Source organism: Kineococcus rhizosphaerae, assembly GCF_003002055.1.
GTDB lineage: Bacteria > Actinomycetota > Actinomycetes > Actinomycetales > Kineococcaceae > Kineococcus > Kineococcus rhizosphaerae.
The window spans coordinates 39,651-61,348 of sequence record NZ_PVZF01000006.1 but is presented as its reverse complement, the minus strand read 5'-3'; the positions used below and the strand labels follow the sequence as shown (position 1 = coordinate 61,348).

25 protein-coding genes are annotated in these 21,698 nt (G+C 77.2%); 19 read left to right on the top strand and 6 right to left on the bottom strand.

Features of this window, described 5'->3' with window-relative positions:
• The first annotated feature begins 14 nt into the window (after positions 1 to 14).
• From CLV37_RS12770 to CLV37_RS12755, 4 genes are read left to right on the top strand one after another with little or no spacing between them, the layout of a single operon-like run.
• The gene (locus CLV37_RS12770; RefSeq protein ID WP_106210898.1) at positions 15 to 869 is read left to right on the top strand and encodes an ROK family protein; all 855 of its coding nucleotides are present in this window, start codon (positions 15 to 17) and stop codon (positions 867 to 869) included.
• Positions 866 to 1,834, top strand: a complete 969-nt coding sequence (locus CLV37_RS12765; protein WP_106210896.1) for a 1-phosphofructokinase family hexose kinase — start codon at positions 866 to 868, stop codon at positions 1,832 to 1,834. Before CLV37_RS12770 ends, CLV37_RS12765 begins: the two co-directional genes overlap by 4 nt.
• Positions 1,813 to 2,640, top strand: a complete 828-nt coding sequence (locus CLV37_RS12760) for a class II fructose-bisphosphate aldolase (RefSeq protein ID WP_106210894.1) — start codon at positions 1,813 to 1,815, stop codon at positions 2,638 to 2,640. Before CLV37_RS12765 ends, CLV37_RS12760 begins: the two co-directional genes overlap by 22 nt.
• A 37-nt stretch (positions 2,641 to 2,677) precedes the next feature.
• A complete protein-coding gene (locus CLV37_RS12755) occupies positions 2,678 to 3,568 on the top strand; it encodes an N-acetylmuramic acid 6-phosphate etherase (protein WP_106210892.1) in 891 nt (296 codons plus the stop codon).
• On the opposite strand, the gene CLV37_RS12750 is transcribed toward CLV37_RS12755, so the two are convergent.
• Positions 3,559 to 5,706, bottom strand: a complete 2,148-nt coding sequence (locus CLV37_RS12750; RefSeq protein ID WP_106210890.1) for a putative bifunctional diguanylate cyclase/phosphodiesterase — start codon at positions 5,704 to 5,706, stop codon at positions 3,559 to 3,561. The two genes, CLV37_RS12755 and CLV37_RS12750, sit on opposite strands and share 10 nt — an antisense overlap.
• Before the next feature lie 123 nt (positions 5,707 to 5,829).
• Between CLV37_RS12750 and CLV37_RS12745 the strand changes: the two genes are divergently transcribed.
• Positions 5,830 to 6,162: a hypothetical protein gene (locus CLV37_RS12745; protein WP_106210888.1), complete on the top strand. Its 333-nt coding sequence runs from the start codon at positions 5,830 to 5,832 to the stop codon at positions 6,160 to 6,162.
• A gap of 123 nt (positions 6,163 to 6,285) precedes the next feature.
• On the opposite strand, the gene CLV37_RS28090 is transcribed toward CLV37_RS12745, so the two are convergent.
• Positions 6,286 to 6,648: a response regulator transcription factor gene (locus tag CLV37_RS28090; RefSeq protein WP_106210886.1), complete on the bottom strand. Its 363-nt coding sequence runs from the start codon at positions 6,646 to 6,648 to the stop codon at positions 6,286 to 6,288.
• Between the two features lie 107 nt (positions 6,649 to 6,755).
• On the opposite strand from CLV37_RS28090, the gene CLV37_RS12735 reads away from it, so the two are divergent.
• Genes CLV37_RS12735 through CLV37_RS12725 form a run of 3 tightly spaced genes read left to right on the top strand, consistent with a single transcriptional unit; the run spans position 6,756 to position 9,233 of the window.
• On the top strand, positions 6,756 to 7,808 hold the full coding sequence (locus CLV37_RS12735; RefSeq protein ID WP_106210884.1) for a LacI family DNA-binding transcriptional regulator: 1,053 nt from the start codon (positions 6,756 to 6,758) through the stop codon (positions 7,806 to 7,808).
• Positions 7,805 to 8,221, top strand: coding sequence for a TIGR03668 family PPOX class F420-dependent oxidoreductase (locus tag CLV37_RS12730; RefSeq protein WP_106210882.1), 417 nt, complete (start codon positions 7,805 to 7,807; stop codon positions 8,219 to 8,221). Before CLV37_RS12735 ends, CLV37_RS12730 begins: the two co-directional genes overlap by 4 nt.
• Before the next feature lie 25 nt (positions 8,222 to 8,246).
• On the top strand, positions 8,247 to 9,233 hold the full coding sequence (locus tag CLV37_RS12725) for a universal stress protein (RefSeq protein ID WP_170127238.1): 987 nt from the start codon (positions 8,247 to 8,249) through the stop codon (positions 9,231 to 9,233).
• 120 nt (positions 9,234 to 9,353) lie between these two features.
• Here CLV37_RS12725 and CLV37_RS12720 read toward each other — a convergent pair whose 3' ends face one another.
• Positions 9,354 to 10,028: a universal stress protein gene (locus CLV37_RS12720; RefSeq protein ID WP_170127237.1), complete on the bottom strand. Its 675-nt coding sequence runs from the start codon at positions 10,026 to 10,028 to the stop codon at positions 9,354 to 9,356.
• Between the two features lie 123 nt (positions 10,029 to 10,151).
• The gene (locus CLV37_RS12715; protein WP_170127236.1) at positions 10,152 to 11,057 is read right to left on the bottom strand and encodes an endo alpha-1,4 polygalactosaminidase; all 906 of its coding nucleotides are present in this window, start codon (positions 11,055 to 11,057) and stop codon (positions 10,152 to 10,154) included.
• Between the two features lie 129 nt (positions 11,058 to 11,186).
• Here CLV37_RS12715 and CLV37_RS12710 point away from each other — a divergent pair, with 129 nt between their 5' ends.
• From CLV37_RS12710 to CLV37_RS12700, 3 genes are read left to right on the top strand one after another with little or no spacing between them, the layout of a single operon-like run.
• A complete protein-coding gene (locus CLV37_RS12710; RefSeq protein WP_146149390.1) occupies positions 11,187 to 13,481 on the top strand; it encodes a putative bifunctional diguanylate cyclase/phosphodiesterase in 2,295 nt (764 codons plus the stop codon).
• A 21-nt stretch (positions 13,482 to 13,502) separates the two neighbouring features.
• Complete coding sequence (locus CLV37_RS12705; RefSeq protein WP_106210873.1) at positions 13,503 to 14,333, top strand: GNAT family N-acetyltransferase; 831 nt, start codon at positions 13,503 to 13,505, stop codon at positions 14,331 to 14,333.
• Positions 14,334 to 14,342: 9 nt separating this feature from the next.
• Complete coding sequence (locus tag CLV37_RS12700) at positions 14,343 to 15,488, top strand: hypothetical protein (protein ID WP_106210871.1); 1,146 nt, start codon at positions 14,343 to 14,345, stop codon at positions 15,486 to 15,488.
• Here CLV37_RS12700 and CLV37_RS12695 read toward each other — a convergent pair.
• Positions 15,476 to 16,273, bottom strand: a complete 798-nt coding sequence (locus tag CLV37_RS12695; protein ID WP_211298605.1) for a helix-turn-helix domain-containing protein — start codon at positions 16,271 to 16,273, stop codon at positions 15,476 to 15,478. The genes CLV37_RS12700 and CLV37_RS12695 overlap by 13 nt on opposite strands.
• A 65-nt stretch (positions 16,274 to 16,338) precedes the next feature.
• Between CLV37_RS12695 and CLV37_RS12690 the strand changes: the two genes are divergently transcribed.
• A complete protein-coding gene (locus CLV37_RS12690) occupies positions 16,339 to 16,818 on the top strand; it encodes a VOC family protein (protein ID WP_106211344.1) in 480 nt (159 codons plus the stop codon).
• Positions 16,819 to 16,838: 20 nt separating this feature from the next.
• Here the strand turns inward: CLV37_RS12690 and CLV37_RS12685 are convergent, their stop codons facing one another.
• Positions 16,839 to 17,396 carry a GrpB family protein gene (locus tag CLV37_RS12685; protein WP_106210869.1) on the bottom strand — a complete coding sequence of 186 codons (558 nt, stop codon included), beginning with the start codon at positions 17,394 to 17,396 and terminating at the stop codon, positions 16,839 to 16,841.
• 96 nt (positions 17,397 to 17,492) lie between these two features.
• On the opposite strand from CLV37_RS12685, the gene CLV37_RS27045 reads away from it, so the two are divergent.
• The 7 genes from CLV37_RS27045 to CLV37_RS12650 all read left to right on the top strand — a co-directional run bounded on the left by CLV37_RS27045 (position 17,493) and on the right by CLV37_RS12650 (position 21,689).
• Positions 17,493 to 17,771 carry a hypothetical protein gene (locus CLV37_RS27045; protein WP_146149389.1) on the top strand — a complete coding sequence of 93 codons (279 nt, stop codon included), beginning with the start codon at positions 17,493 to 17,495 and terminating at the stop codon, positions 17,769 to 17,771.
• The gene (locus tag CLV37_RS12675; RefSeq protein ID WP_106211342.1) at positions 17,771 to 18,676 is read left to right on the top strand and encodes an FAD:protein FMN transferase; all 906 of its coding nucleotides are present in this window, start codon (positions 17,771 to 17,773) and stop codon (positions 18,674 to 18,676) included. Before CLV37_RS27045 ends, CLV37_RS12675 begins: the two co-directional genes overlap by 1 nt.
• Entirely contained in the window at positions 18,664 to 19,251 is a 588-nt protein-coding gene (locus CLV37_RS28850) for a ferric reductase-like transmembrane domain-containing protein (RefSeq protein ID WP_170127235.1), read from the top strand. The genes CLV37_RS12675 and CLV37_RS28850 overlap by 13 nt, the downstream gene beginning before the upstream one ends.
• Positions 19,248 to 20,384, top strand: coding sequence for an NADH-ubiquinone oxidoreductase-F iron-sulfur binding region domain-containing protein (locus tag CLV37_RS12665; RefSeq protein ID WP_170127234.1), 1,137 nt, complete (start codon positions 19,248 to 19,250; stop codon positions 20,382 to 20,384). Before CLV37_RS28850 ends, CLV37_RS12665 begins: the two co-directional genes overlap by 4 nt.
• Positions 20,381 to 20,623, top strand: a complete 243-nt coding sequence (locus CLV37_RS27615; RefSeq protein ID WP_211298603.1) for a ferredoxin — start codon at positions 20,381 to 20,383, stop codon at positions 20,621 to 20,623. Before CLV37_RS12665 ends, CLV37_RS27615 begins: the two co-directional genes overlap by 4 nt.
• Before the next feature lie 47 nt (positions 20,624 to 20,670).
• Positions 20,671 to 21,165: a DnaJ family domain-containing protein gene (locus tag CLV37_RS12655; protein ID WP_106210858.1), complete on the top strand. Its 495-nt coding sequence runs from the start codon at positions 20,671 to 20,673 to the stop codon at positions 21,163 to 21,165.
• Positions 21,166 to 21,305: 140 nt separating this feature from the next.
• A complete protein-coding gene (locus CLV37_RS12650) occupies positions 21,306 to 21,689 on the top strand; it encodes a helix-turn-helix domain-containing protein (RefSeq protein WP_106210856.1) in 384 nt (127 codons plus the stop codon).
• Positions 21,690 to 21,698: the final 9 nt, after the last annotated feature.

Here is a 21,698-nt window from a genome sequence, read left to right as displayed (position 1 = left end):
AGCGAGGTGGGCGGGTGCGGATCGGGATCGACGTCGGCGGCACGACCGTCAAGGGTCTGGCCCTGGCCCCCGACGGCGCGGTCCTGGCCGAGCACCGCGCCCCCACCCCCGCGCCCGACCCCGACGGCCGCCGTGTCGTCGCCGTGGTCGCCGAGGTGGCCCGCGCCCTCGGCCACCGCCCCGGGGCGCCCGTCGGCGTGGCCCTGCCGGGCGTCGTCGACGAGACCACCGCGACCGCGGTGCTGTCCGCCAACCTCGGCTGGGCCGACGTCGCCGTCGGCCACCTGCTCGGCGACCTGCTGGGACCGGGTGCGCTCGTGTGCCACGACGTGCGGGCCGGGGCCGTCGCCGAGGCCCGCACCGGCGCCGCCGCGGGCGCTGCGGGCGTCGTCGCGTTCGTGCCCGTCGGCACCGGGGTCTCCGCGGCCGTCCTCGTCGACGGGGTCCCGCTGCGCGCCGGGGGTTTCGCCGGCGAGATCGGCCAGCTCGTCCTGGCCGACGGCCCGTTCCGCGGACTGCGCACCGAGCAGGTCGCCTCCGCGAGCGCCACCGCCCGCCGCGCCGGGCTGCCCGGGGCCGTCGACGTCGCCCGCGCGGTCCACGAGGGAGATCCTGCGGCGCAACGGGTGTGGGCCGAGACCGTGGACGTCCTGGGCCAGTCCCTGGCCGGACTGGTCGCCGTGGTCGCCCCCGCCGTCCTCGTCGTCGGCGGTGGGCTGGCCCTGGCCGGGGACCTGCTGCTGGACCCCCTGCGCGCCCGTCTCGCCGCCCTGCTGCCCGGGTTGCGCGTGCCCCGCCTGGTGCCCGCCGCGCACGGCGACACCGCCGCCGCCCGCGGGGCCGCCCTGCTGGCCGGGGACGCCTCGTGACCTCCCCGTCGGGCCGCGTCGTGGTCGTCACGCCCAACCCGGCCCTCGACGTCACCTACCGGGTCGACCGCCAGCTCGTCGGCCAGACCGTGCGCGTGCGCTCGGTCCTGCACCGCGCGGGCGGCAAGGGGCTCAACGTGGCCCGCGTGCTGCACACCCTCGGGTTCGCCGTCCACACCGTCCAGCCGCTCGGGGGCGACGCCGGGCGCTGGATCGCCGCGGAACTGGACCGCTCGGGGATCGGCTGCACCGCCGTCGGGATCGAGGGCACCACCCGCAGCACCGTGACCGTCGTCGACGACGTCGCCCACCCCACCGTCCTGGCCGAACCCGGCCCGGAACTGAGCGCGCAGGACGCCTCGCGCGTGGTCGCCGCCGCCGTCGGGGCCTGCGCGCCGGGGGACGTGCTCGTCGTCTCCGGGTCCCTGCCGCGGGGCGCGGCCGACCTCGGCGCGCTGGTCGCCGCCGGCCGCGCCGCCGGGGCCCGCGTCCTGGTCGACGTCAGCGGCCCGGCGCTGCTCGACGCCGCCCGCGCCGGGGCCGACCTGCTCAAGCCCAACGCCGAGGAGGCGCGCGAGGCGACCGGCGCGCCCGACCTCGACGGCGCCGTGGACCGCCTCCTGGCCCTGGGGGCCGGACGGGTCGTCGTCTCCGACGGCGCCGCGGGCCTGGTCTCCACCGGGCCCGCGGGCCGGGTGCGCCAGTCCGCGGTCCCCGGCGTCACGGGGAACCCCACGGGCGCCGGCGACGCCGCCACCGCGGGCCTGGCCGCGGGCTGGGTCGCGGGTACCGACCCGGCCACCGCCCTGCGCTGGGCCGCGCTGCTGGGGGCCGCCGCCGTCCTGCGCCCCGGGGCCGGGGAGATCGACCCCGCCGACCTGCCCGAGCTGTCCGCACGCCTCGACGACCTCCACGACGACCCCTCCACGAGAACGGAAACCCCGTGCCTACCCAGACCCTGCTGACCGACGCCCGCGCCGCCGGGCGCGGCCTCGGAGCGTTCAACGTCGTCCTGCTCGAGCACGCCGAGGCCATCGTCGACGGCGCCCAGCGGGCCGGGCTGCCGGTCGTCCTGCAGATCAGCCAGAACTGCGCCGCCTACCACGGGGGACTCGCCCCGCTGCTGCTGGCGACGCTGGAGATCGCCCGCACCGCGACCGTCCCGGCCCTCGTGCACCTCGACCACGCCGACGACGAGGACCTCGTCCGCGAGGCCGTCGAGCGCGGCGTGCACACCGTCATGTACGACGGTTCGCGGTTCGAGCACGCCGAGAACGTCGAGCGCACCCGGCGCGTGACGGAGTTCTGCCACGCCCACGGGGTGCCCGTCGAGGCCGAGCTCGGCGAGGTCGGCGGCAAGGACGGGGTCCACGCCCCCGGGGCGCGGACCGAGCCGGGCGAGGCGGCCGAGTTCGTCGCCGCGACGGGGGTCGACAGCCTCGCCGTCGCCGTCGGCAGCTCGCACGCCATGACCGAGCGGACCGCGGCGCTCGACCTCGACCTCGTCGCCGCCCTCGCCGCCGCCGTCCCCGTCCCGCTCGTGCTGCACGGTTCCTCCGGCGTCCCCGACGACCAGCTCGCCGCGGCCGTGCGGGCCGGCATGACGAAGGTGAACGTCTCCACCCACCTCAACGGCCTGTTCACCCGCGCCGTGCGCGAGGTGCTGGCCGACCGGCCCGAGCTCGTCGACCCCCGCAAGTACGTCGCCCCCGGGCGCGAGGCCGTCGCTGCCGAGGTCGAACGGCTGCTGCGCCTGCTGGCCCTGAGCTGACCCGCCCCGCCGCCCCGCCGTGCGGCAGGGTGGGGCCGTGACCTCGACGGACCGGCTGCCCACCGAACGGCGCGACCCCGCGACGACCGACCTGGACCGGGTCGGCTCCGCGGGCGTCCTCGCGCTGCTGCACACCGCCGACCGGGCCGCGGTCGCCGCGGTGCAGCCCCTGCTGCCGGACCTGGCGCGCCTGGTGGACGTGGCGGTGGCCGCGCTGCGGGCCGGCGGGTCGGTGCACTACTTCGGGGCCGGGACCTCCGGGCGGCTCGCGGTGCTCGACGCCGCGGAGCTGGGGCCCACGTTCTCCCTCGAACCGGGCCGGGTCGTGGCCCACGTCGCGGGCGGGGCCCGGGCGGTCACCGAGGCGGTCGAGGGGGCCGAGGACGACGCGGGGGCGGGGGAGCGGGCGGCCTCGGACCTGCGCCCCGGGGACGTCGCGCTCGGCGTCGCGGCCTCCGGGCGCACGCCGTGGGTGGGCGGGGCGCTGCGCGCGGCACGGCGGCGGGGGGCGGTCACGGCCCTGCTGGCCAACGTCCCCGACCCCGCGCTCGGCCCGCTGGCCGACCACGTCCTGGTGGCCGACACCGGGCCCGAGGTGCTGACCGGCTCCACGCGGCTGAAGGCGGGCACGACGGCCAAGCTCGTCCTCAACGGGTTCTCGACGGCCGTCATGGTCGGGCTCGGGCGTACGTGGTCGAACCTCATGGTCGCCGTGACCGCGACCAACGCCAAGCTCCACGACCGGGCGGGCCGGATCCTCGTCGAGGCCACGGGGCTGCCCCCGCAGGAGGCGGCGGACCTGCTGGCCGCCGCCGACGGCGACCTGCGGACGGCGCTCGTGGCGGCGCTGCGCGGGTGCCCGGTGGACCAGGCGCGCACGGCCCTGGCCGCGGCGGACGGGTCGGTGCGCGAGGCCGTTCAGAGCTGAGCGCGGGCCGGGGTCCGTGGACGCGACCGCGCCTGGAGCCAGCACAGGAACTCCCCGGCCGGCACCGGGCGGCTGTGCAGGTACCCCTGCGACTCGTCGCAGCCCAGCCGGCGCAGCAGGTCCAGCGTCGCGGGGTCCTCGACGCCCTCGGCCACGACGCGCAGGCCGAGGTGGTGCGCCAGCTCCACCGTGCCGGCCACGATCGCGGCGATGCGCTCGTCCTGCAGCGCCCGGGAGGTGAACGTCCGGTCGACCTTGACCTCGGTGGCCGGCAGGTTCGCCAGGTAGGCCAGCGAGGAGTACCCCGTCCCGAAGTCGTCGATGCTCAGGGCGACACCGCGGGCGGTGATCTCGTGGCACGTGGCCAGGGCCCTGTCCGGGTCGTTCATGAGGGACGTCTCGGTCACCTCCACGACCAGGTGGCCCGCGTCGGTGCCGCCGGCGACGAGCTCGTCGAGCAGCCGCAGCAGCTCAGGGTCGGCCAGGTACGTGCTCGACGTGTTGACGGCCAGCCGCAGGTCGTGACCGGCCGCGTGCCACCCGGCGAGGTCGCGGACGGCGCGGCGGGCCACGTGCACGGTGAGGGCGGGCAGCAACCCGCGTTCCTCGACGACGTCCAGGAAGGCGCCCGGGGCCAGCAGCCCGTGGCGGGGGTGGCGCCACCGGACGAGGGCCTCGACACCGACGACCTCGTCCGCGGTGTCGACCTGGGGCTGGTAGTGGACCTCGAACTGCTCGGCGGCGCTCGCGGGGGCGTCCGGCCCCAGCGCCAGGAGCAGCTCGTCGGACAGCTCCACCCGGGCCCGCCAGGCGCGGTCGGCGTCGTCGTCGTGGACGGCGACCCCGAGACCGCCGCCCTTGGCGGCGTACATGGAGGCGTCGGCGCGGCGCAGGAGCTCGGTGCCCGACAGGGCGTCGGCACCCGTCGAGGTCGCGACCCCCACGCTGGCGCTGACGTCCACCGCAGCCACGGCCGTCAGCATGTCGGCGGCCGCGGCGACCGCGGCGTCCACGTCGGCCCCGGGCAGGATCGCCGCGAACTCGTCCCCGCCCAGGCGCGCCAGCAGGGCCCCCGCGGGCAGGGCCCGCTCCAGGTGCACCGCGGTCGCGGCCAGGAGCTCGTCCCCCACGGCGTGGCCGTGCTGGTCGTTGACCTCCTTGAACCGGTCGAGGTCGAGCAGCAGGACCCCGAGAGGGTGCCGCCGGGCGGTCTCGGCGGCCAGGCGGCCCATGAACTCGCGCCGGTTGGCCAGTCCCGTCAGGTCGTCGGTGGTGGCCTGCCGGCGGGCCCGGTCGTGGTCGGCGAGGTCGCGGACCAGGCGCACGAGGCGCACGGCCGACCCGGCGACGGCGGCCGTGCCGAAGCCCAGCGCCCAGTGCCGGGGCGCCACGTGCAACCCGGCCCCCACCACGGCCACCAGCCCGAGGACGAGCCCGAGCAGGCTCGTGGCGGGGACGGTGAAGGCCGACGGGTGCCGGCGCGGGACGGTGGCGGGCGGCAGGAGGGACAGGGCGCCGAAGGCCACGGCCAGGAGCACCCAGCCGGTCCACGCCGCGACGACGACGTCGGTGCGCGGCCCGGTCACGACGTACAGCACCTGCGTGAGGAGGACGTACGCGACGGTCACGGCGATGCCGCGGGCCCGGCCGGCGATCTGCCGCGGCATCGACCAGGCCGCCACGACGAGCGCGGACAGCAGCACGACGATCGAGCTGACGTGCAGCCAGCGGAGCTGGTCGGCGAGCCCGGCCAGACCCGGCGGGACGTCGACCAGGACGTTCACGACCCCGGTGGCGCCCAGGATGCAGCTGCCGCCGACGAGCCAGTCGACGCGGCCCGCGGGCCGCGTCTTCTCCTGCAGCCGGAACCAGGACGCGACCCCGCGGTAGAGGTGGAAGCTGGCGACGCTGCTGGCCAGCCGCAGCGGCACCGCCAGGACCAGCCCGGCGGCCCCGACGGGGGTGCCGGCCACCACGAAGACGGCCTCCAGCAGGCTGCAGGCGGTCAGCAGGACGAACCCGGCCCGGTAGGACCGCCACGCCGGCTGGGCGACGCGGTCGCGCCGCGTGCGCCGCCAGACGAGGGCCAGCGCTCCGGCGACGACGAGGGTGCGCAGCACGACCAGGACCGTCAGCACGACGGCCCGCCCGCCTCGGTGACGTTGCCCACCCCTGTCAGATCGGTCCGCCCGGCCCCGGGCGGGATCGCCCGAACGGGGGTTCGACGGGCAGGAACGGGCCGTCTACCGCACAGTGCGGGGGTGAGCACCGACGACGGACGGCACGGACACGACGAGCAGGAGGAGGTGGGTGCCTGGGGTGGCACCGGGTACGTGCGCAGGGAACCGGACCCGACGGTGGTGGCCTGGTGGCAGCAGCTGCCGGAGGCGACCCGGGCGGAACTGGCCGCCCTGCGGCCCGGGCAGGTGCTGCCGCGCGGCGCGGCGCACGCCCTGCAGGTCATCGGGGTCCAGGCCCCGGAAGTGGTGGTCACCGAGGACGGTCGGCGGGTGCGGCGCGGTGTGGCGTCGCGCGACGTGATCTCCACGGTGCTGATGGTCCGGCTGACGCACTCCGAGCGCAGGCTCGTCTGAGGGCGCGCGGACCCCTGGAGACCCAGGGGGTCCGCCACCGGACCCGGGGAACGGCCTCCTGCGGAGGAATTCCCTGAACACCCTGTGAATGACGTGACCTGCGGACGGGAATGCCCCGCAGGCTCACAGCGCGCCGTCGCGGCGGGCCCGTTCCACGGCCGCCCGCGTGCTCGAGACCCCGTACTTGCGGCGCGCACCCACGAGGTGCTGGCTGACGGTGTTGACGGCCACGCCGAGGACGGCGGCGGTCTCGGCGGCGGTCAGGCCCCCCGCGACCAGGCGCAGGGCCTGCACCTCCCGGGGGGTCAGGTGCACTGCCGGGGAAGGGTTTTCCCGGACGTGGTCCCCGGAGCTGCGGCCGGTGAGGCGCTCGAAGGCGTCCTCGGTCAGGCACACCAGGCGGGTGTCCCCGACCTGGGCGCGCACGAGCCCCTCGGACCGGACGCGGGCAGCGAGGGCGTGGAGGCCGAGGTCCGGGGAGGACATCACGCACCAGCTCCTGGTCATCGGAGGAAAACGCCTCTGAACAATACTTTTGTCAGCGCTAACAGCGCAAATGCACACAACCGGTCAGGCGTGCCACAATCTGTGACGTGATTCCGCACCGGGTGCACCGGGCCGCGAGCCTGGCCGACGTCGCCCGCCGCGCCGGGGTCTCCACGCAGACCGTCTCGCGCGTCGTCAACGGCCGCCCGCACGTCGGCGCGCTCACCCGAGCCCGCGTCGAGGAGGCCGTCCGCTCCCTGGGCTACCGGCCCAACGGGGCCGCCCGCTCGCTGGCGACCGGCAGGTACCGCACGCTGGGCGTGGTCGCCTCCACCCTCACCACCCACGGTGCCGTGCAGGCCCTCGACGGCGTCACCCGCGAGGCCCTGCACCACGGCTACGCCGTCTCCCTGTCCCCGCTGAGCGAACCCACCGAGGCCGAGGTCCGGGCCGCGATCGCCTCCCTCGTCGAGGACGGGGTCGACGCCCTCGTCCTCGGCGTGCCCTCCGGGCTGGTGGCCCGGCTGCCGCGCCCGCTGGCCGCCGGCATCCCCGTGGTCGTGAACGACGGGGCCGGCGCCCGGGACGTCCCCGCCGCCGACAGCGACCCCGGCCCGGGGCTGACCGCCGCCCTGGAGCACCTGGTCCGGCTCGGCCACCGCCACGTCCGGCACCTGGCCGGCCCGGCGGACTCCGACACGGCCGCGGTCCGCCGCCGGATCTGGCAGGACTTCCTCACCGGGCGGGGGATGCCCGTCGTCGAACCCCTCGTCGTCGACTGGAGCGCCGCCTCGGGGGAGCGCGCCGGGCGGGAACTGCTCGCCCACGACCGCGAGGTCACCGCCGTGGTCGCGGCCAACGACCAGGTCGCGCTCGGCTTCGTGCGCGCCTGCGCCGACGCCGGGGTCGCGGTGCCGGCCGACGTGTCCGTGGTGGGTTTCGACGACGTCGAGCTGGCCGCCGTGTCCGTGCCCCGGCTGAGCACGGTCCGCCACGACCTGCGCGAGGTGGGCCGCCGCGCCGTCCGGCAGCTGCTGCACGACCTCGGCGTCCTGCCCGAGGCCCCGTCGTGGCCGGTGCCCAGCGAGTTCGTCGAGCGCGAGAGCACCGGGCCCGCGCGCACCGGCCCCGGGGTCGCCGCCGCCCCCGGCCCGTCGTGAACCTCGACCCGCAGCGGGCCCGGGAACTGTTCGCCGCGTCCCGGGTGGCCCGGCTGGCGACGGCGGGTGCCGACGCCGTCCCCCACCTCGTCCCGGTGACGTTCGCCCTCACCGACGACGACCGGGTGGTCGTGGCGGTGGACGCCAAGCCGAAGCGCTCGGCCGTGCTGCGGCGCACGCGCAACGTCCGGGAGAACCCGCCGGTGGCGCTGCTCGCCGACCACTACGACGAGGACTGGTCGCGGTTGTGGTGGGTGCGCGCCGACGGGGTGGGGCGGGTCGTCGACGCCGCCGCGGTGCCCGCGGAGGTCGACCTGCTGGTGGCCCGGTACCCGCAGCTGTCCGGTGCCCGGCCGGCCGCGGACGTGCTCGTCGTCGGGGTGCGCCGGTGGTCGGGGTGGGTCTACCGTTGACGCCTCACCGATGGAGGTGGTCCACATGGGCGTGGACGCGGGTGCGGGTGCGGGCCGGGTCGTCGTCGGGGTGAACACCCTCGAGGGGTGCCGAGACGCCGTGGAGTGGGCGGCGGACGCGGCGGACCGCGCGGCCGCGGACCTGGAGATCGTGCGCGCCGTGCAGTTCCCGCCCGCGGTGGACGTGTGGACGGCCGGGTACGCCCCGCACATCCTGGACCAGCTGGACGTCGCCGCCCGGGACGACCTGGCCCGGGCACGGGACCTGGTGCGCGGGCGCCTGCACGGTGACGTCCGCACGAGCCTGGTCCACGACCACCCCCGGCCGGCCCTGCTGAGGGCCGCCCTGGGCGCCGACCTGCTCGTCACGGGGGCGCGGTGGCACCACCGGTTGCGCACCGGTGTGTTCGGGGGTTTCCAGCTGGGCTCGACGAGCCTGTTCGCCGCCTCCCACGCGCCGTGCCCGGTCGTGGTGGTGCGGGGACCGGGGAGCGCCGGGGCCCGTGACCTGGTGGTGGGTTTCGACGGGTCGCCGTCGTCGAGGTCCGCCGCGCGGTGGGCGGTGGCGCACGCGGGCGCGACGGGGGCGGCCGTGCGGGTCCTGCTGGTGTGGCACCCCCTCCCGGACGTGACGCTGGGCACGGACCCGTCGGCGGTCGGGTACCGGCAGGACCACGAGCGCGACGAGCAGGAGGCCCGGACCCGGTTGCTGGAGTTCTGCGAGGAGTTGCGGGAGGAGTCGCAGCGGACCGGGCCCCGGGTGGACGTGACGGGTACCGCGGTGCGCGGCGACCACCCGCAGGACGTCCTGCTGGCCGCGGCGGGCGACTGCGCCCTGCTGGTCGTGGGCTCGCGCGGGCACTCCGCGTTCACGTCGGCGCTGGTGGGTTCGACCAGCCACGCGGTGCTGCACCGCGCCACCACACCCGTCGTCGTGGTGCCGGACGCCGACCAGGCCGCGCACCGGCGGGCCGCCTGCCTGCGCGCCGAGGCCCGCGACACCGTCCACTGACCCGACCGTCGTGGGGTCGCTCCCGGGGCACCCGCCGGTGCGCACCTGCCTGGGCGTGCCCGTCCGGTCCCGCGACCAGGTGTTCGAGAACCTGCACCCGACCGAGGGGTCCGTCGACCGTCAGGGGCGGCGCGGCAGCACGAGGACCGGCCGGTCGACCTGCGTGAGCAGCTGATCGGTGTCCTCACCGGAGTTGGCGAGCACGACGAGACAGGCGCCGTCGGCGGCGTCGGGCACGACGGAGGCGTGCGGGCCGTGCCGCAGGGCGTGGGCGACGTGCAGACGCGAGCGCCGCCGGACCGCCCAGTCGCGCCCGGCGGCCAGGACGGGGACGTCGCTGTCGTCGCCGGCGAGGGAGACGAGGACGTCGCCGTCGTCCGGGTCCGCCGGGAGGGTCCTGCGCTCGCCGGGTGCGGCCGGCGGGGAGGTCGCCGGGACGAGGGCCAGCGGGACGGGGCAGGCGGTGAGCAGTTCCCGGGCCGTGCGGCCGAGCTGGTCGCCGGGCCGGTCGCCGGGCCGGTCGCCGCGGCCGACGACGAGCACCCGGGCCCCGGCCGCCGCCTCCAGCAGGGTCCGGGTGACGGCCCCCAGCCGCAACACCGTCCGCGCGTCGAGGGGTCCCAGACCGCGCAGGGACCGCGCGGCCCCGGCCAGGGCGCGTTCGGCCGGTTCCATCGCGGCGGGGTCCTCGGCGACGGCGAGGACCTGCAGCGGGGCGCGCAGCCCGGCGGCGTGCCGCGCGGCGAAGCGCAGGGCGGCGCGCGCCTGCGGCGAGGCGTCGACCCCGACCAGCACGGGTCGGTCGTCCGGTCGGCTGCGCTCCACGGGGACCAGTCCACCGCAGACGGCCCGCGGTGACCAGGGTCGTTCCTCCCCGGCGGCGTTGTCCACGGCCCGGGCCGCCGGTCCGCGCGGCCCTCAGCAGCGGTCGAACTCGTAGCCCGGCACGCCGCGGGCCAGCAGGTTGCGGTCGCGGTAGACCACCGAGATCCGTGAACCGCGTGCGGCGCAGGCCGCCTGGAAGTTCTCGGGGCCGTCGTCGGAGTACTCGACCTCGATGACGTGGTCGCCGTGGACGGCGGTGTAGTCCGCGCACTCGGCGTAGACCTGGCAGCTCTCGGCGACCGCGAAGTCGAAACCCACCGCGCGCGCCTGCGCCGCGGACGTGCCCGGCGCGTTCTTCTGCGCGATCGCCAGCCCGCGGGCGTGGGCGCGTTCGGCCAGCAGGGTCGCGAAGGCGTACGCGTCGTCCATCGTCAGGAGGTCGCCCGAGCGGGTGGCCGAGTCGAGGTTGTCGGGTTCGACGGCCTGGAACCCGGCGTCGGCGCAGCCGTCGACCCAGCCGCCGACGATGCCGGCCAGCGCGGCCCGCTTCTCGGGGGTGGAGGTGTCGAGCAGGTACTCCCCGGGCCAGCCGTCGTCCTCCACGAGCGCACCGCGGGCGTCGTGCAGCAGCAGGTCGGGGTGCTGGGCGAACCAGTAGCCGTTCTCGTCGGGCTGGGTCTGGAACGCGTTGACGTAGCAGATCGAGTACACGCCGGGCACGGGTTCGGCGGTCCGGTCGCGGCTGACGACGCGGACGTCGGCGGCCGGCGGGTAGGCGCCGCCGAGCTGGTAGTCGGCGACGACGCCGGTGGGCGGCGGCAGCACGGCGGGCGCGCCCGGGACGGTGGGTGCGCTCGTGGGGGCGGTCGCGGAGGTGGTGGGCGCGGGTGCGGCGCTGACGGTCGGGGTGGGCGCGGCCCGCGGCTCGGGAGCGTCCGCCCCGCACGCGCCCAGCCCGGCCAGCAGCAGGACCGGCCAGAGCGGGGGACGGGGGCGCACGTCTGCATCCTGCCCGCCGGCGCTGCCGATCGGGTGAGGGGCACACCTCGTCCGTCAAGCCTGCGCACGACCTCTCCGAACAACCCCCGGAAGCCGATCGTCCGGTGGGCTCGCGCAGGAGGTCGGCTCGTGGGAGTGCAGCGCTCGGCCCGGCGGTCCACCCGTCGGGCGGACGCCGTCGTCGCGCTCGTGCTGGCGCTCGTGGTCGCCGGGTTCGCGCTGCCCCTGCCCGCCGCCGTCACCGTCGCCCTGCTGGGGGCCTGCGGGATCGTCGGGCTCCTGGGGCTCGCGGTCGGCACGCTCGTCCACCGCCCCGCACCGCGGGCCGCGTGGTGGACCCTGTCCGGGGCGGGACTCGTCTTCCTGCTGGGCGTCGCCGTGCGCCCGTGGGCGCTGGCCCAGGACGGGTGGGTGCAGCACCTGGGCGACTTCGTCTCCCTGACCGGCTACTCCACGCTGCTGACCGCCCTCGTGCTGCTGCTGCGCGCCCACGGCGGGCTGCGCCGGGAACTGCTCACCGACGTCCTCGTGCTGACGGCCGCCGGTGCGCTGAGCGCCCTGCGCGTGCTCGTGCTGCCCGGGCTCGCAGCGGCCGGGGTGGACCGCGGCACGGCCGTCCTGGCGGGGCTGTTCCCGCTCGTCGACGTCGTGCTCCTGGGGATCGCGGCCGACCTGGTCATCTCCGACCCCCGCGACCCCCGCCACCGGCTGGTGGCCGCGGGCGTCCTCGCCCTGCTCGTCGGCGACGTCGGCTACTCCCTGGTCGACGTGGGCGCGAACGACGTCCCGCCGCAGGTCACCGACGCCGCCTGGGCCGTGGCCTACCTGCTGCTGGGCGCCTCGGCCCTGCACCCGGCGCGAACGCGGTCCCCCCTCACCCGCCGTCCCCGCGACGACCAGCGGCGCGACGCGTGGAACCTGCCGCGGCTGCTGCTGCTCGGCCTGTCCCTGGCCGTCGTCGTGGTCGCCGTCACCTGGCCCCCCGCCGGGCACCGCGTGCTGTACGGCGTCGCCTCCGGGGCCACCCTGACCACCGTGCTGGGCCTGCTGGTGTTCCGGTCGGTCTCGGCCGTCAACGGCCAAGCCCGGGCGCGCGCGGTCCTGCACCGCCGCGCCAGCCACGACGACCTGACCGACCTGCCCAACCGCGGCGAGGTGCACCGGGCCGGCGCCGCCCTCCTGGCGACCCCCGCGCCGGCGGGCACCGGCCGGTGGGTCCTGTTCTGCGACCTGGACGGCTTCAAGCGCGTCAACGACCGCTGGGGCCACGGCACCGGGGACGGGCTGCTGAAGGTCACCGCGCAGCGGCTGCGCTCGGTGGCGCCCGGAGCCCTCGTCGGCCGGCTCTCCGGCGACGAGTTCGTCCTGGTCACCACCGGCAGCGACGCCGACGTCGTCGCCCTGGCCGCTGCCGTGCTGGAGTCCATCGGGCGACCGGTGCCGCTGCCGGCCGCCGAGGTCGTCGTCACGGGATCGGTCGGCCTGGCCCGCGTCGCCGACGGGGCGCAGGGGGTGGACAGGGCCCTGCAGGACGCCGACGCCGCGATGTACCGGGCGAAGGGGCTGGGACGCAACCGCTGGGCCGTGTTCGACGAGTCCATGCGCTCGGACGCGGGGGACGGCTACGACCTGGAGCTGGCGCTGCGGCAAGCCGTGGCCACCGACGGCTTCGACGTCCACTACCAGCCGGTCGTCGACGTCCGCGACGGCTCGGCCCGCGGGGTCGAGGCCCTGCTGCGCTGGGACCGGCCCGGGGTCGGCCCCCTCTCCCCGGCGGTGTTCGTCCCCGTCCTGGAGGACACCGGGCTCATCGTCGACGTCGGCCGCTCGGTCCTGACCCGCGCGGTGACGCACCTGGCCCGCTGGCGGGCGTCGGGCGTCGTCGACGAGGACTTCACGATGTCCGTCAACGTCTCGCCGCGGCAGCTGTTCGACACCGGGTTCGCGCAGGACCTCGCCGACCTGCTGCGCGCCCGGGACGTGCCCGGCTCGGCCGTCGTCCTCGAACTCACCGAGTCCTGCGTGCTGGAGGGGGACGACGCGACGCTGCGCGTCCTGCACGACCTGCGCGCGCTCGGCGTCGAACTGGCTCTCGACGACTTCGGGACGGGGTACTCCGCGCTCAGCTACCTGCGCGACTTCCCCGTCACGCGCGTCAAGGTCGACCGCAGCTTCGTCAACGGCATCGGCCGTTCCCCGCGCGACGAGGAGGTCGTGCGCGCCGTCGTCGCCGTCAGCACCGCGCTGGGGCTGGCGCTGACCGCCGAAGGGGTCGAGACCCCCGCCCAGCGCGACGCCGTCCTGGCCATGGGCGTCACCCACGGCCAGGGGTGGCTGTGGGCCCGGGCGCTGCCGCCGGCCGAGCTGGCGGCCTGGCTGGGCGCAGGTGCGGGTGCGGGGGAAAAGCGGGTGCCCCTGGGCTGAGCGAGCTGCCACGCTCGCCCGGTGCCAGGACACAGCCGCGAACCCACCACCGCGCCGGGCCTGAACCTGCCGAGGGCGCACGCCGACGCGTGGGCCGTGCACTCCGGGGCCCGGCCCGGCGGGGCGGCCGCCCGGTTGCCGGGGGTCCGGGTGGCGTGCAGCGGAACGCCTCTGGCCCAGTGCAACGGGGCCGACGTCGTCGACGCGGTCCGGGCCGACCCCGGGCAGGTCGCCTCCTGGTTCGCCGCCCGGGGCACGCCGTGGGCGTGGCGGGTGCCGGCCGGCTCCGGCTGGCCCGGTGACCTGCTCGTGGCGCAGCGGCTGGCGGGGGTGCACGCGCACGAGTTCGCTCCCGTGCCGCTGCCCGGCGGGACCACCGTCCGCACCGCCGGCGCGGACGACCTCGACGCGCTCGTGGCCGTCGACGTCGCGGCCTTCGGCGGGGACCCCGCCGGGGCGCGGACGTGGTGCGCCGGGCAGCTGCGGACCCCCGGCGTGGAGGTCGTCCTGGTCACGGGCGCGGTCACGGGCGCAGTCACCGGCGCGCACGGTCCCCTCGCCGCCGCGTACACCGTCGCCTCCGACGGGGACTGCGGACCGGCCGTGCTGCTCGGCGGGGTCGGGGTCGTCCCCGCGGCCCGGCGGCGGGGGATCGCCGCCGGCCTCTCGTCCTGGGCGCTGACCCGCGCCTTCGAGCGCGGGGCCCGGTTCGCGCACCTGCAGCCGGACGACGACGCGGCCGCCCGGGTCTACGCGCGCCTGGGGTTCGCGGAGGGACGGGGCCTGGAGGTCCGCGCCCCGCTGCCCGGGGGGACCCGCGCGGGCGGTACCCGGGGCACCGGTCCCGGCTAGGGTCGGACGGTGCCCAAGAAGAAGAAGCCCCGCGGTCACCCCGCCCGGCACGCGCAGGCTCTGTCCCCGACGTCGCAGATGTCGCCCCTGCGGGCCGGCGGCCGCGTCCTCGGTGACCTGCAGATCGAGTTCCGCCGGTTCCTGGAGGCCGAGCTCGAGCAGGACGGACCGGACGAGGAGGTGATGCCCGTCGAGGACGTCGAGGCGCGCCTCATGGAGTCCCTGGGGTGGTTCGCGCTGAGCTTCGAACTCGACCTCGTCCCGGCCACGGCCCGGCGCTTCGCACCCGCCGACCTCGCGGAACTGTTCACCGAGATCGTGCCCTCGGTGGCCGAGCACAACGAGCTCGACCCGCAGGAGCTCGTCGACGAGACCCGACTGGCCTGGACGTCGTACCTGATGTTCCTGGGGGAGTCCGAGCAGTGGGCCGGTGAACCCGAGGAGCTCGCCGACTGCCTCGACGTCGCCTCCGGCGGGGTCGGGGGCGCGGCCTCCGGTCAGGCCGGGGTCCTGGACGCCCTGGCCGAGGCCGAGGCGAAGGTACCGCTCGCGGACCGCTACGCCGACCTGCGGGCCCTGCCGGTGGTGCAGGGTTTCCTCGCCGCCTTCGACGAACTGGCCGCCGGGGTCGACCTGCGGGGGGCCGAGCTGGCCGAGAGCCCTGCGGTGGACGTGGTGCGGGGCAAGCTGTCCGACGTCCACGAGGTCGACCCGGTCGCCCTCGTGCTCGACCTGGCCGCGAACGGGTCGCTGACCGTCGACGGAGACCGGACGGTGATCGCCGACGCCGACGACCTCGAACGCCGCTACCAGGTGGCGACGTTCGCGCTGGCCGCCGTCGTCACCGGGGTCCTGGCCAGCACCTCCTCGCCCGCCGCGATCGTCGGCGCGCTCACGGTGGTCACCTCCTCGGTGCTGCAGCCCATGACGTCGGCGGAGCTGCGCGGGTTCCTGGAGGACTCCGGGGACGCTGCGGAGTTCGAGGTCACCGCCGGGCGCGTCGCGCGGCTCGTCGAGCTGGGCGTCCTGTCCCCGGTGGAACCCTGGACGGCCCGGCCCGGTTTCGCCGGGGCCGTGCTCGACGTCGTCGACGGTTTCTTCCGTCCCGAGGAGGAGCCCGAGCAGGAGGTCCAGCAGGCCCCTCAGGAGGGGTGAGGCAGTTCCCGCCGGTACCGGCTGGGCGCCACGCCCAGCACCCGGCGGAACTCGTTCGTCAGGTGGGCGTGGTCGGCGTAGCCGAGGTCGGCGGCGATGCGCGCCAGGTCTGCGCCGGGGTCGGCGCGCACGCGTTCGGCGGCCTCCTGCAGGCGCCGGCGGCGGATCAGCGCCGCCGGCGGCAGCCCCACGTACCGGCGCGCCAGCCGTTGCAGCGTCCGGGGGGAACGGCCCAGCCGGGCGGCCGCGTCCTCCAGCCGCACGATCGCCGGGTCCGCCTCCACGACGGCGACGAGCTCGTTCGCGGCACGGCCCTCGTCCCCGACCGGGCCCACCCGCTCGGCGATCCAGCGGCCGAGCGCCCCCGCGGCCGCCTCGAGCCGCCCGGCGCCCACCTCGGCGCTCACGAGCCGGTGCAGCCCGGGCGCCTCGATCCGGCGGTAGCCGTCCCGGTCGGCGGCCGGGTCCGGGGAGAAGGCCGGGACGGCCGCGGGGTGCAGGAGCGCGCCGACGGCCCAGCCGCGCCCGCGCAGGTCCTGGTGCGAGGCCCGGGTCGTCGGCCCGGCGAAACCCGCGGACCCGTCCTCGCGGGAGTCGACGACGACGTTGCCGGCGGGGAACCCGACGACGTGCTGGCGCGAGACCCGCCCAGGTTCCACGTCCCACTGCGGGATCCAGAACCAGCGCACGACCTCGGCGAACTCCGGCGGGGCGGCCAGCCGCGTCAGCTTCGGCAGCCGCGCCGGGTAGAGGACGCCCAGGGTGGCACGGCCGGGGACGCTCACGTCCGGCAGCGTACTGGCGCGAATGTCCAAGCGCCGGGGTTCGCCGGGGGAGCAGGGTGGGTCCCATGACCACTGGAGAACACACGACCGACGGTGTCCCGCACGGGATGACGAGCCTGACGCCCTTCCTCGCCGTCCCCGGGGCGCGCGAGGCCATCGAGTTCTACCGCGACGTCTTCGGCGCCCGCGTCGTCGACGTCACCGACGTCGGCGGGGTCGTCGTGCACGCCGACCTCGACTTCGGGAACGGCCACCTGCAGCTCGGCGAACCCAACCCCGCGTACCACCTCGTCGCCGCCCCCGCCGGCGAGGACGACTGCTGCTCGCTGGGGTTCTACTGCGCCGACGTCGACGCCGTCGTGGCCCGCGCCGAGGCCGCGGGGGCCACGGTGCGCGAACCGGCGACGACCTTCGTCTCCGGCGACCGGTTCGCCAGCCTGCGCGACCCGTTCGGGGTGCGCTGGTCGGTCATGACCCGCGTGGAGGACCTGTCCGAGGCCGAGAGCGCCGCGCGGGTGCGGGAGTGGGCGGCCTCGCTGGGGTGAGCCGCCGCCGGGCCGAGGCGTCAGCGCAGCGCCGCGCGGGCCCGGTCCTTGATCGCGGTGATGACCTCGGTCTTGGCGTCGGCGTAGTCGTTCGTGTCCGTCCACCGGCGGGTCATCAGCGCCCGCTTGGTGTCCTCGTACAGCCGCCGGTCGGCGGCGTCGGCGCGCAGGTGGTCGCGCAGCAGCAGGTACTCGCCCACGGCCGGCGCGTCGCGCTCGTAGACGTGCACGTGGACGTCGCGGGCCGGGGTCCGCACCAGGCGGTGCCCCGGCTCGCGGACCCGCAGCACGTACCCCGCGGCCAGCAGCTGGCCGAGGTAGTCCTCCTCGGCCGTGATGTCGTCGACGGTCACGAGGACGTCGACGACGGGTTTCGCCGCCAGGCCCGGGACCGACGTGGACCCGATGTGCTCGACACCGACGTGCGGCAGCACGGCGCGGATGCGGTCGCGGTGCCGGCCGAACCGCTCGGGCCAGCGCGGGTCGGGTTCGTGCAGGGCGACCTCGAGGGGTTCGGCGCCCCCGACGATCTCGACGGTGCTCACGTCCGGTCGTCTCGGGGTGCGGCGCGGGGTCACCGCACCATCATCACCGGCGCCGGACCCTCCCCGTCCCACACCCGCCGCACAGCCGGCGCACCGGTGTGACGGAGGAGCCCGGCGCACGCTCGGGTCGTGGACGAAGCGGACGGGACGCGCCCCCGGGGTACGGCGCGCGCACGGTGGATCACGGCGGGGGTGGTGGCCGGCGGGGTGCTCGTCACGGCCGGGGCGACGACGGCCTTCGCGGTCGCCTCGAACGACACGGGCACGACGACCACGACGGGCACGACGAGCACCACGGGCACCACCTCCACCGACTCGGGCTCCTCGGGGTCGACCTCGTGGGCGCCCGGCGGTTCCGGGACGTCGGCCGGTTCCACCTCGGGGTCGGCCACCTCCGGCGGTTCGTGATGCCGCTCGTGGAGACGCTGCCCGTGACCGACGGCGTCGCGCAGTGGGACCTGTGGGGGACCACGGCCCGGATCGTCGTCGACGACCCCGCGGCCCTGCCGGCCGCCCGCGGCCTGGTCGTCTCCGAGCTGCAGCGCGTCGACGACGCCTGCAACCGCTTCCGCGCCGACTCCGAGCTCGCCCGGCTGGTCCCGGACCGGTGGACGACGGTCTCGCCGGTCCTCGCGGACCTGCTCGCCGAGGCGTTGCGCGCCGCCCGCCGCACCGACGGCGACGTCGACCCCACCCTCGGGGACGCGCTGTCCGCCCTCGGGTACGACCGCCCGCTCGCGCAGTTCCGGCACGGGCAGGTGCAGGTCCGGGTCCTCACCCGGGAACGCCGCGACTGGCGCTCGGTGGAGCTCGACGGCGACCGCGTGCGGGTCCCGGACCGCGTCCACCTCGACCTCGGGGCGACCGCCAAGGCCGTGGCCGCCGACCGGTGCGCCGACCTGGTCCGCGCGCAGCTCGGCGTCGGGGTCCTCGTGGCCCTCGGCGGGGACGTCGCGACCGCCGGGGCGGACCCCTGGCAGGTGCGGGTCAGCGACGGTCCCGGGGAACCCGAGCAGGTCGTGGAACTGCCCGCCGGGGCCGCGCTGGCCACCTCCAGCACCCGGTCCCGGCGCTGGCGGTGCGGGACGCGCGAACTGCACCACGTCCTGGACCCCCGCACCCTGTCGCCCGCCGAACCGGTGTGGCGCACCGTGTCCGTCGCGGCCGCGCGGTGCGTCGAGGCGAACACCGCGACGACCGCCGCCCTCGTGCGGGGCCGCGCGGCCCTGCCGTGGTTCGCGGCGGCCGACGTGAGCGCCCGGTTCGTCACCGCCGGCGGCGAGGTGCTCACGACGGGGCGGTGGCCCTCGTGATCCCGGAGTTCCCGTGGTTCCTGTCCCGCGCCAGCGGGCTGGTGCTGCTGCCGCTGTTCACCACCGTCGTCGTCCTGGGGATCCTCACCCGCGGCGGCCGCCGGCTCGGGACCGCGCCGCGGTTCGTGACGCCCGTCGTCCACCGCGGCCTCGCCCTGGCCGCCCTGGGTTTCCTGCTCGTGCACGTCACCAGCGTCGTCGCCGACGGCTACGTCGACGTCTCCGTGCTCGACGCGCTCGTGCCCTTCGCCGGCTCCTACCACCGGTTCTGGACCGGCCTGGGGACCCTGGCGCTCCTCCTGCTCGTCGCGCTCGTCGCCACGAGCCTGGCCCGGGTCCGCCTCGGCCGCCGCGTCTGGCGGGCCGTGCACGCCCTGGCCTGGCCGTTCTTCGCGCTCAGCCTCGCCCACGGCCTCGGGGTCGGCAGCGACACCCGCACCTGGTGGGGCCTGGCGCTGTCGGCCGGCTGCGCCGTCGCCGTCGTCACCGCCGTGCTCACCGGCCGCCGCCGCCCCTCCTGGCGCCCGGCCGCACCCGCCCGCCGTCCCGCCGTCCTGGAAGGAGCCGACCGGTGATCCTGCCGCGCCAGACCCCCGACCGTCCCTGGTCCCTGGACCGCCACCTCGCCGAGCACGGCACCCGGCGCGTCCCCGACCTCCTCGACCTGGTGCACCGCAGCGGGCTGCGCGGGCGCGGGGGAGCGGCGCGCCTGGTCGCCGACGAGCTCGTCCGCGTCCGCGACGAGGTCCACGCCACCGGCCGCCCCGGCGTGGTCGTCGTCAACGGGGTGGAGGGCGAACCGCTGTCGCGCAAGGACGTCACCCTGCTGGCGACGGTCCCGCACCTCGTCCTCGACGGCGCCCTGGCCGCCGCCGGGCTCGTCGGGGCCACCGACGTCGTGGTGTGCACCGCCGAGGGCCCCGTCCTGCAGGGCGTCCGGCGGGCGCTCGCGCAACGGCCGGCCGCTCCGGTGCGGCTGCACGCGGCGCCCGCCGCCGCGGGTTTCGTCGCCGGTCAGGAATCGGCCGTCGTGGCCCACCTCGACGGGTTCGCCGCACGACCGCGAGGCACCGGTGTCCCGTTGTGGCGCAAGGGCTTGGCTGGACGGCCGACCGTGGTGAAGAACGTCGAGACCCTCGCCCGGCTCGGTCACCTCGCCGCCCACGGCCACCAGCCCGACACGGTGCTGCTGACCCTGGCGGCGCCGTCCGGGCCCCGGGTCGTGGAGGTGTCGGCCGGCACCCCGCTCGACCTCGTGCTCACCGGGCACGGTCTCGACGCCCGCGGCGGTGCGCTGCTGGGCGGCTTCCACGGGACCTGGCTCGGCCCGGCCGACCTCGGGACGCCCCTGACGGTCGACGGGGTGCGCGCGGGGGTCGTGCGGCCGGTCGCGGCGGGGGAGTGCGCCCTCGGCGTGTGCGCGGACGCGGTGCGCTTCCTGGCCGGCGAGTCCGTGCGCCAGTGCGGTCCCTGCACCTTCGGGATGCCGCGGCTGGCGGACCTGACCGGCGCCCTCGCCGGGTGCCGGCTCGACGCGGCCGGGCTGCGGGAACTGCGCCGCACCGTCGGTCTGCTCGCCGACCGCGGCGCCTGCCGGCACCCCGACGCGAGCGCGCGCACCGTCGCCGGGGCGCTCGTGGCCTTCGCCGACGAGGTCGACGCCCACCTCGCCGGGGCGTGCGTGGCCGGGCGGGCGGTGGCCGCGTGAACCCCGCACCGGGTCCCGCGCACGAGCTGCGCATCGACTTCGCGGCGTGCGACGGGCACGGGGCCTGCGCCGACCTGCTGCCCGAGCTGCTGGCCACCGACGACTGGGGGTTCCCGCGCGTCCGCGGCGGCGGCCGCCGGGCTCTCGTGCCCGACGCCCTGCTCCGCGCCGCCCGGGAGGCCGAACGGTGCTGCCCGGTCCTCGCGCTGCGCGTTGACCGCCGCACGACCGCTGGCTAGTTTCGGGACCAGGGGCCCCGCACGGCCCCGGGTGGAGCGGAGGGCACGTGAGCGGTCGCAAACCCGCGGGCAGTTCCTTCGAGGACTGGGTCGAGCGCCAGGTCCGCGAGGCCACCGAGCGCGGCGAGTTCGACCACCTGCCCGGTGCGGGCGCGCCGCTGCCCGGGCTGGACCGCGCCTTCTCCGCCGACCGGTGGGCCGCCGACAAGGCCCGGCGCGAGGGCTTCGACGTCACGGGGATGCTGCCGCCGGCCCTGGCCCTGCGGCGCGAACGGGAGGTCCTGCTGCGCGACGTCCACCAGCTCGTCTCCGAGCGGGCCGTGCGCGACGTCGTCACCGACTTCAACGACCGCGTGCGCGAGCAGTACCGGCGCCCGGCCGACGGACCGCTCGTCGTGATCGCCCTGCTCGACGTCGAGGCGCTCGTGGCCGAGTGGCACCGCCGGCGCCCGCCCGCACCGGCCCCGGCGACCACGCAGGCACCCCCGGTGCGAGGCGTCCGGCGGTGGTGGCGCCGGATCCGGGGCAGCCACCCGCAGTGAGCGCCGCGCTGCGGTGCGCGGTCGCGGGCCCCCCGAACCGGGGGAACTCCACCCGGGAGGTGCCGGGGCGTCCACGGATCTCGTCGTGGTGCCACATCCTGGCTGTCGTCGCGCTGCGCGACGCGGGGCGAGGAGGACACGTGGACGAGCGCACGTCACCGTCGGGCGGCACCTGGCCCGTCCCGCTGGCGACGGTCCTGCTCGCCCTCGAGGAGACCGACGAGGTCGACCTCGACCTCGGGGCCGACGGCGTCCTGCACGTCCGCCGGAGCCCGGCGCCCGCGCCCGCGGCGCGGCGGGCCCAGCCGGTCCCTGGCACCCCGCCCGCGCTGGACGCCCTGTCCCGGCGCGTGCTCGCCCTCGTCGCCGCCGGCGAACCCGCCGCCGTCGTGGCCGACCGGCTCGGGGTGGGCATCGCCGACGTCGCCGACGTGCTGCGGGGCCTGCGGACCCGCTACGGCGTCGGCTCCACGACCGCCGCGGTCCAGGCCGCGCGCCGCACCGGGGACCTGCGGCGGGACTAACCTCGCCGC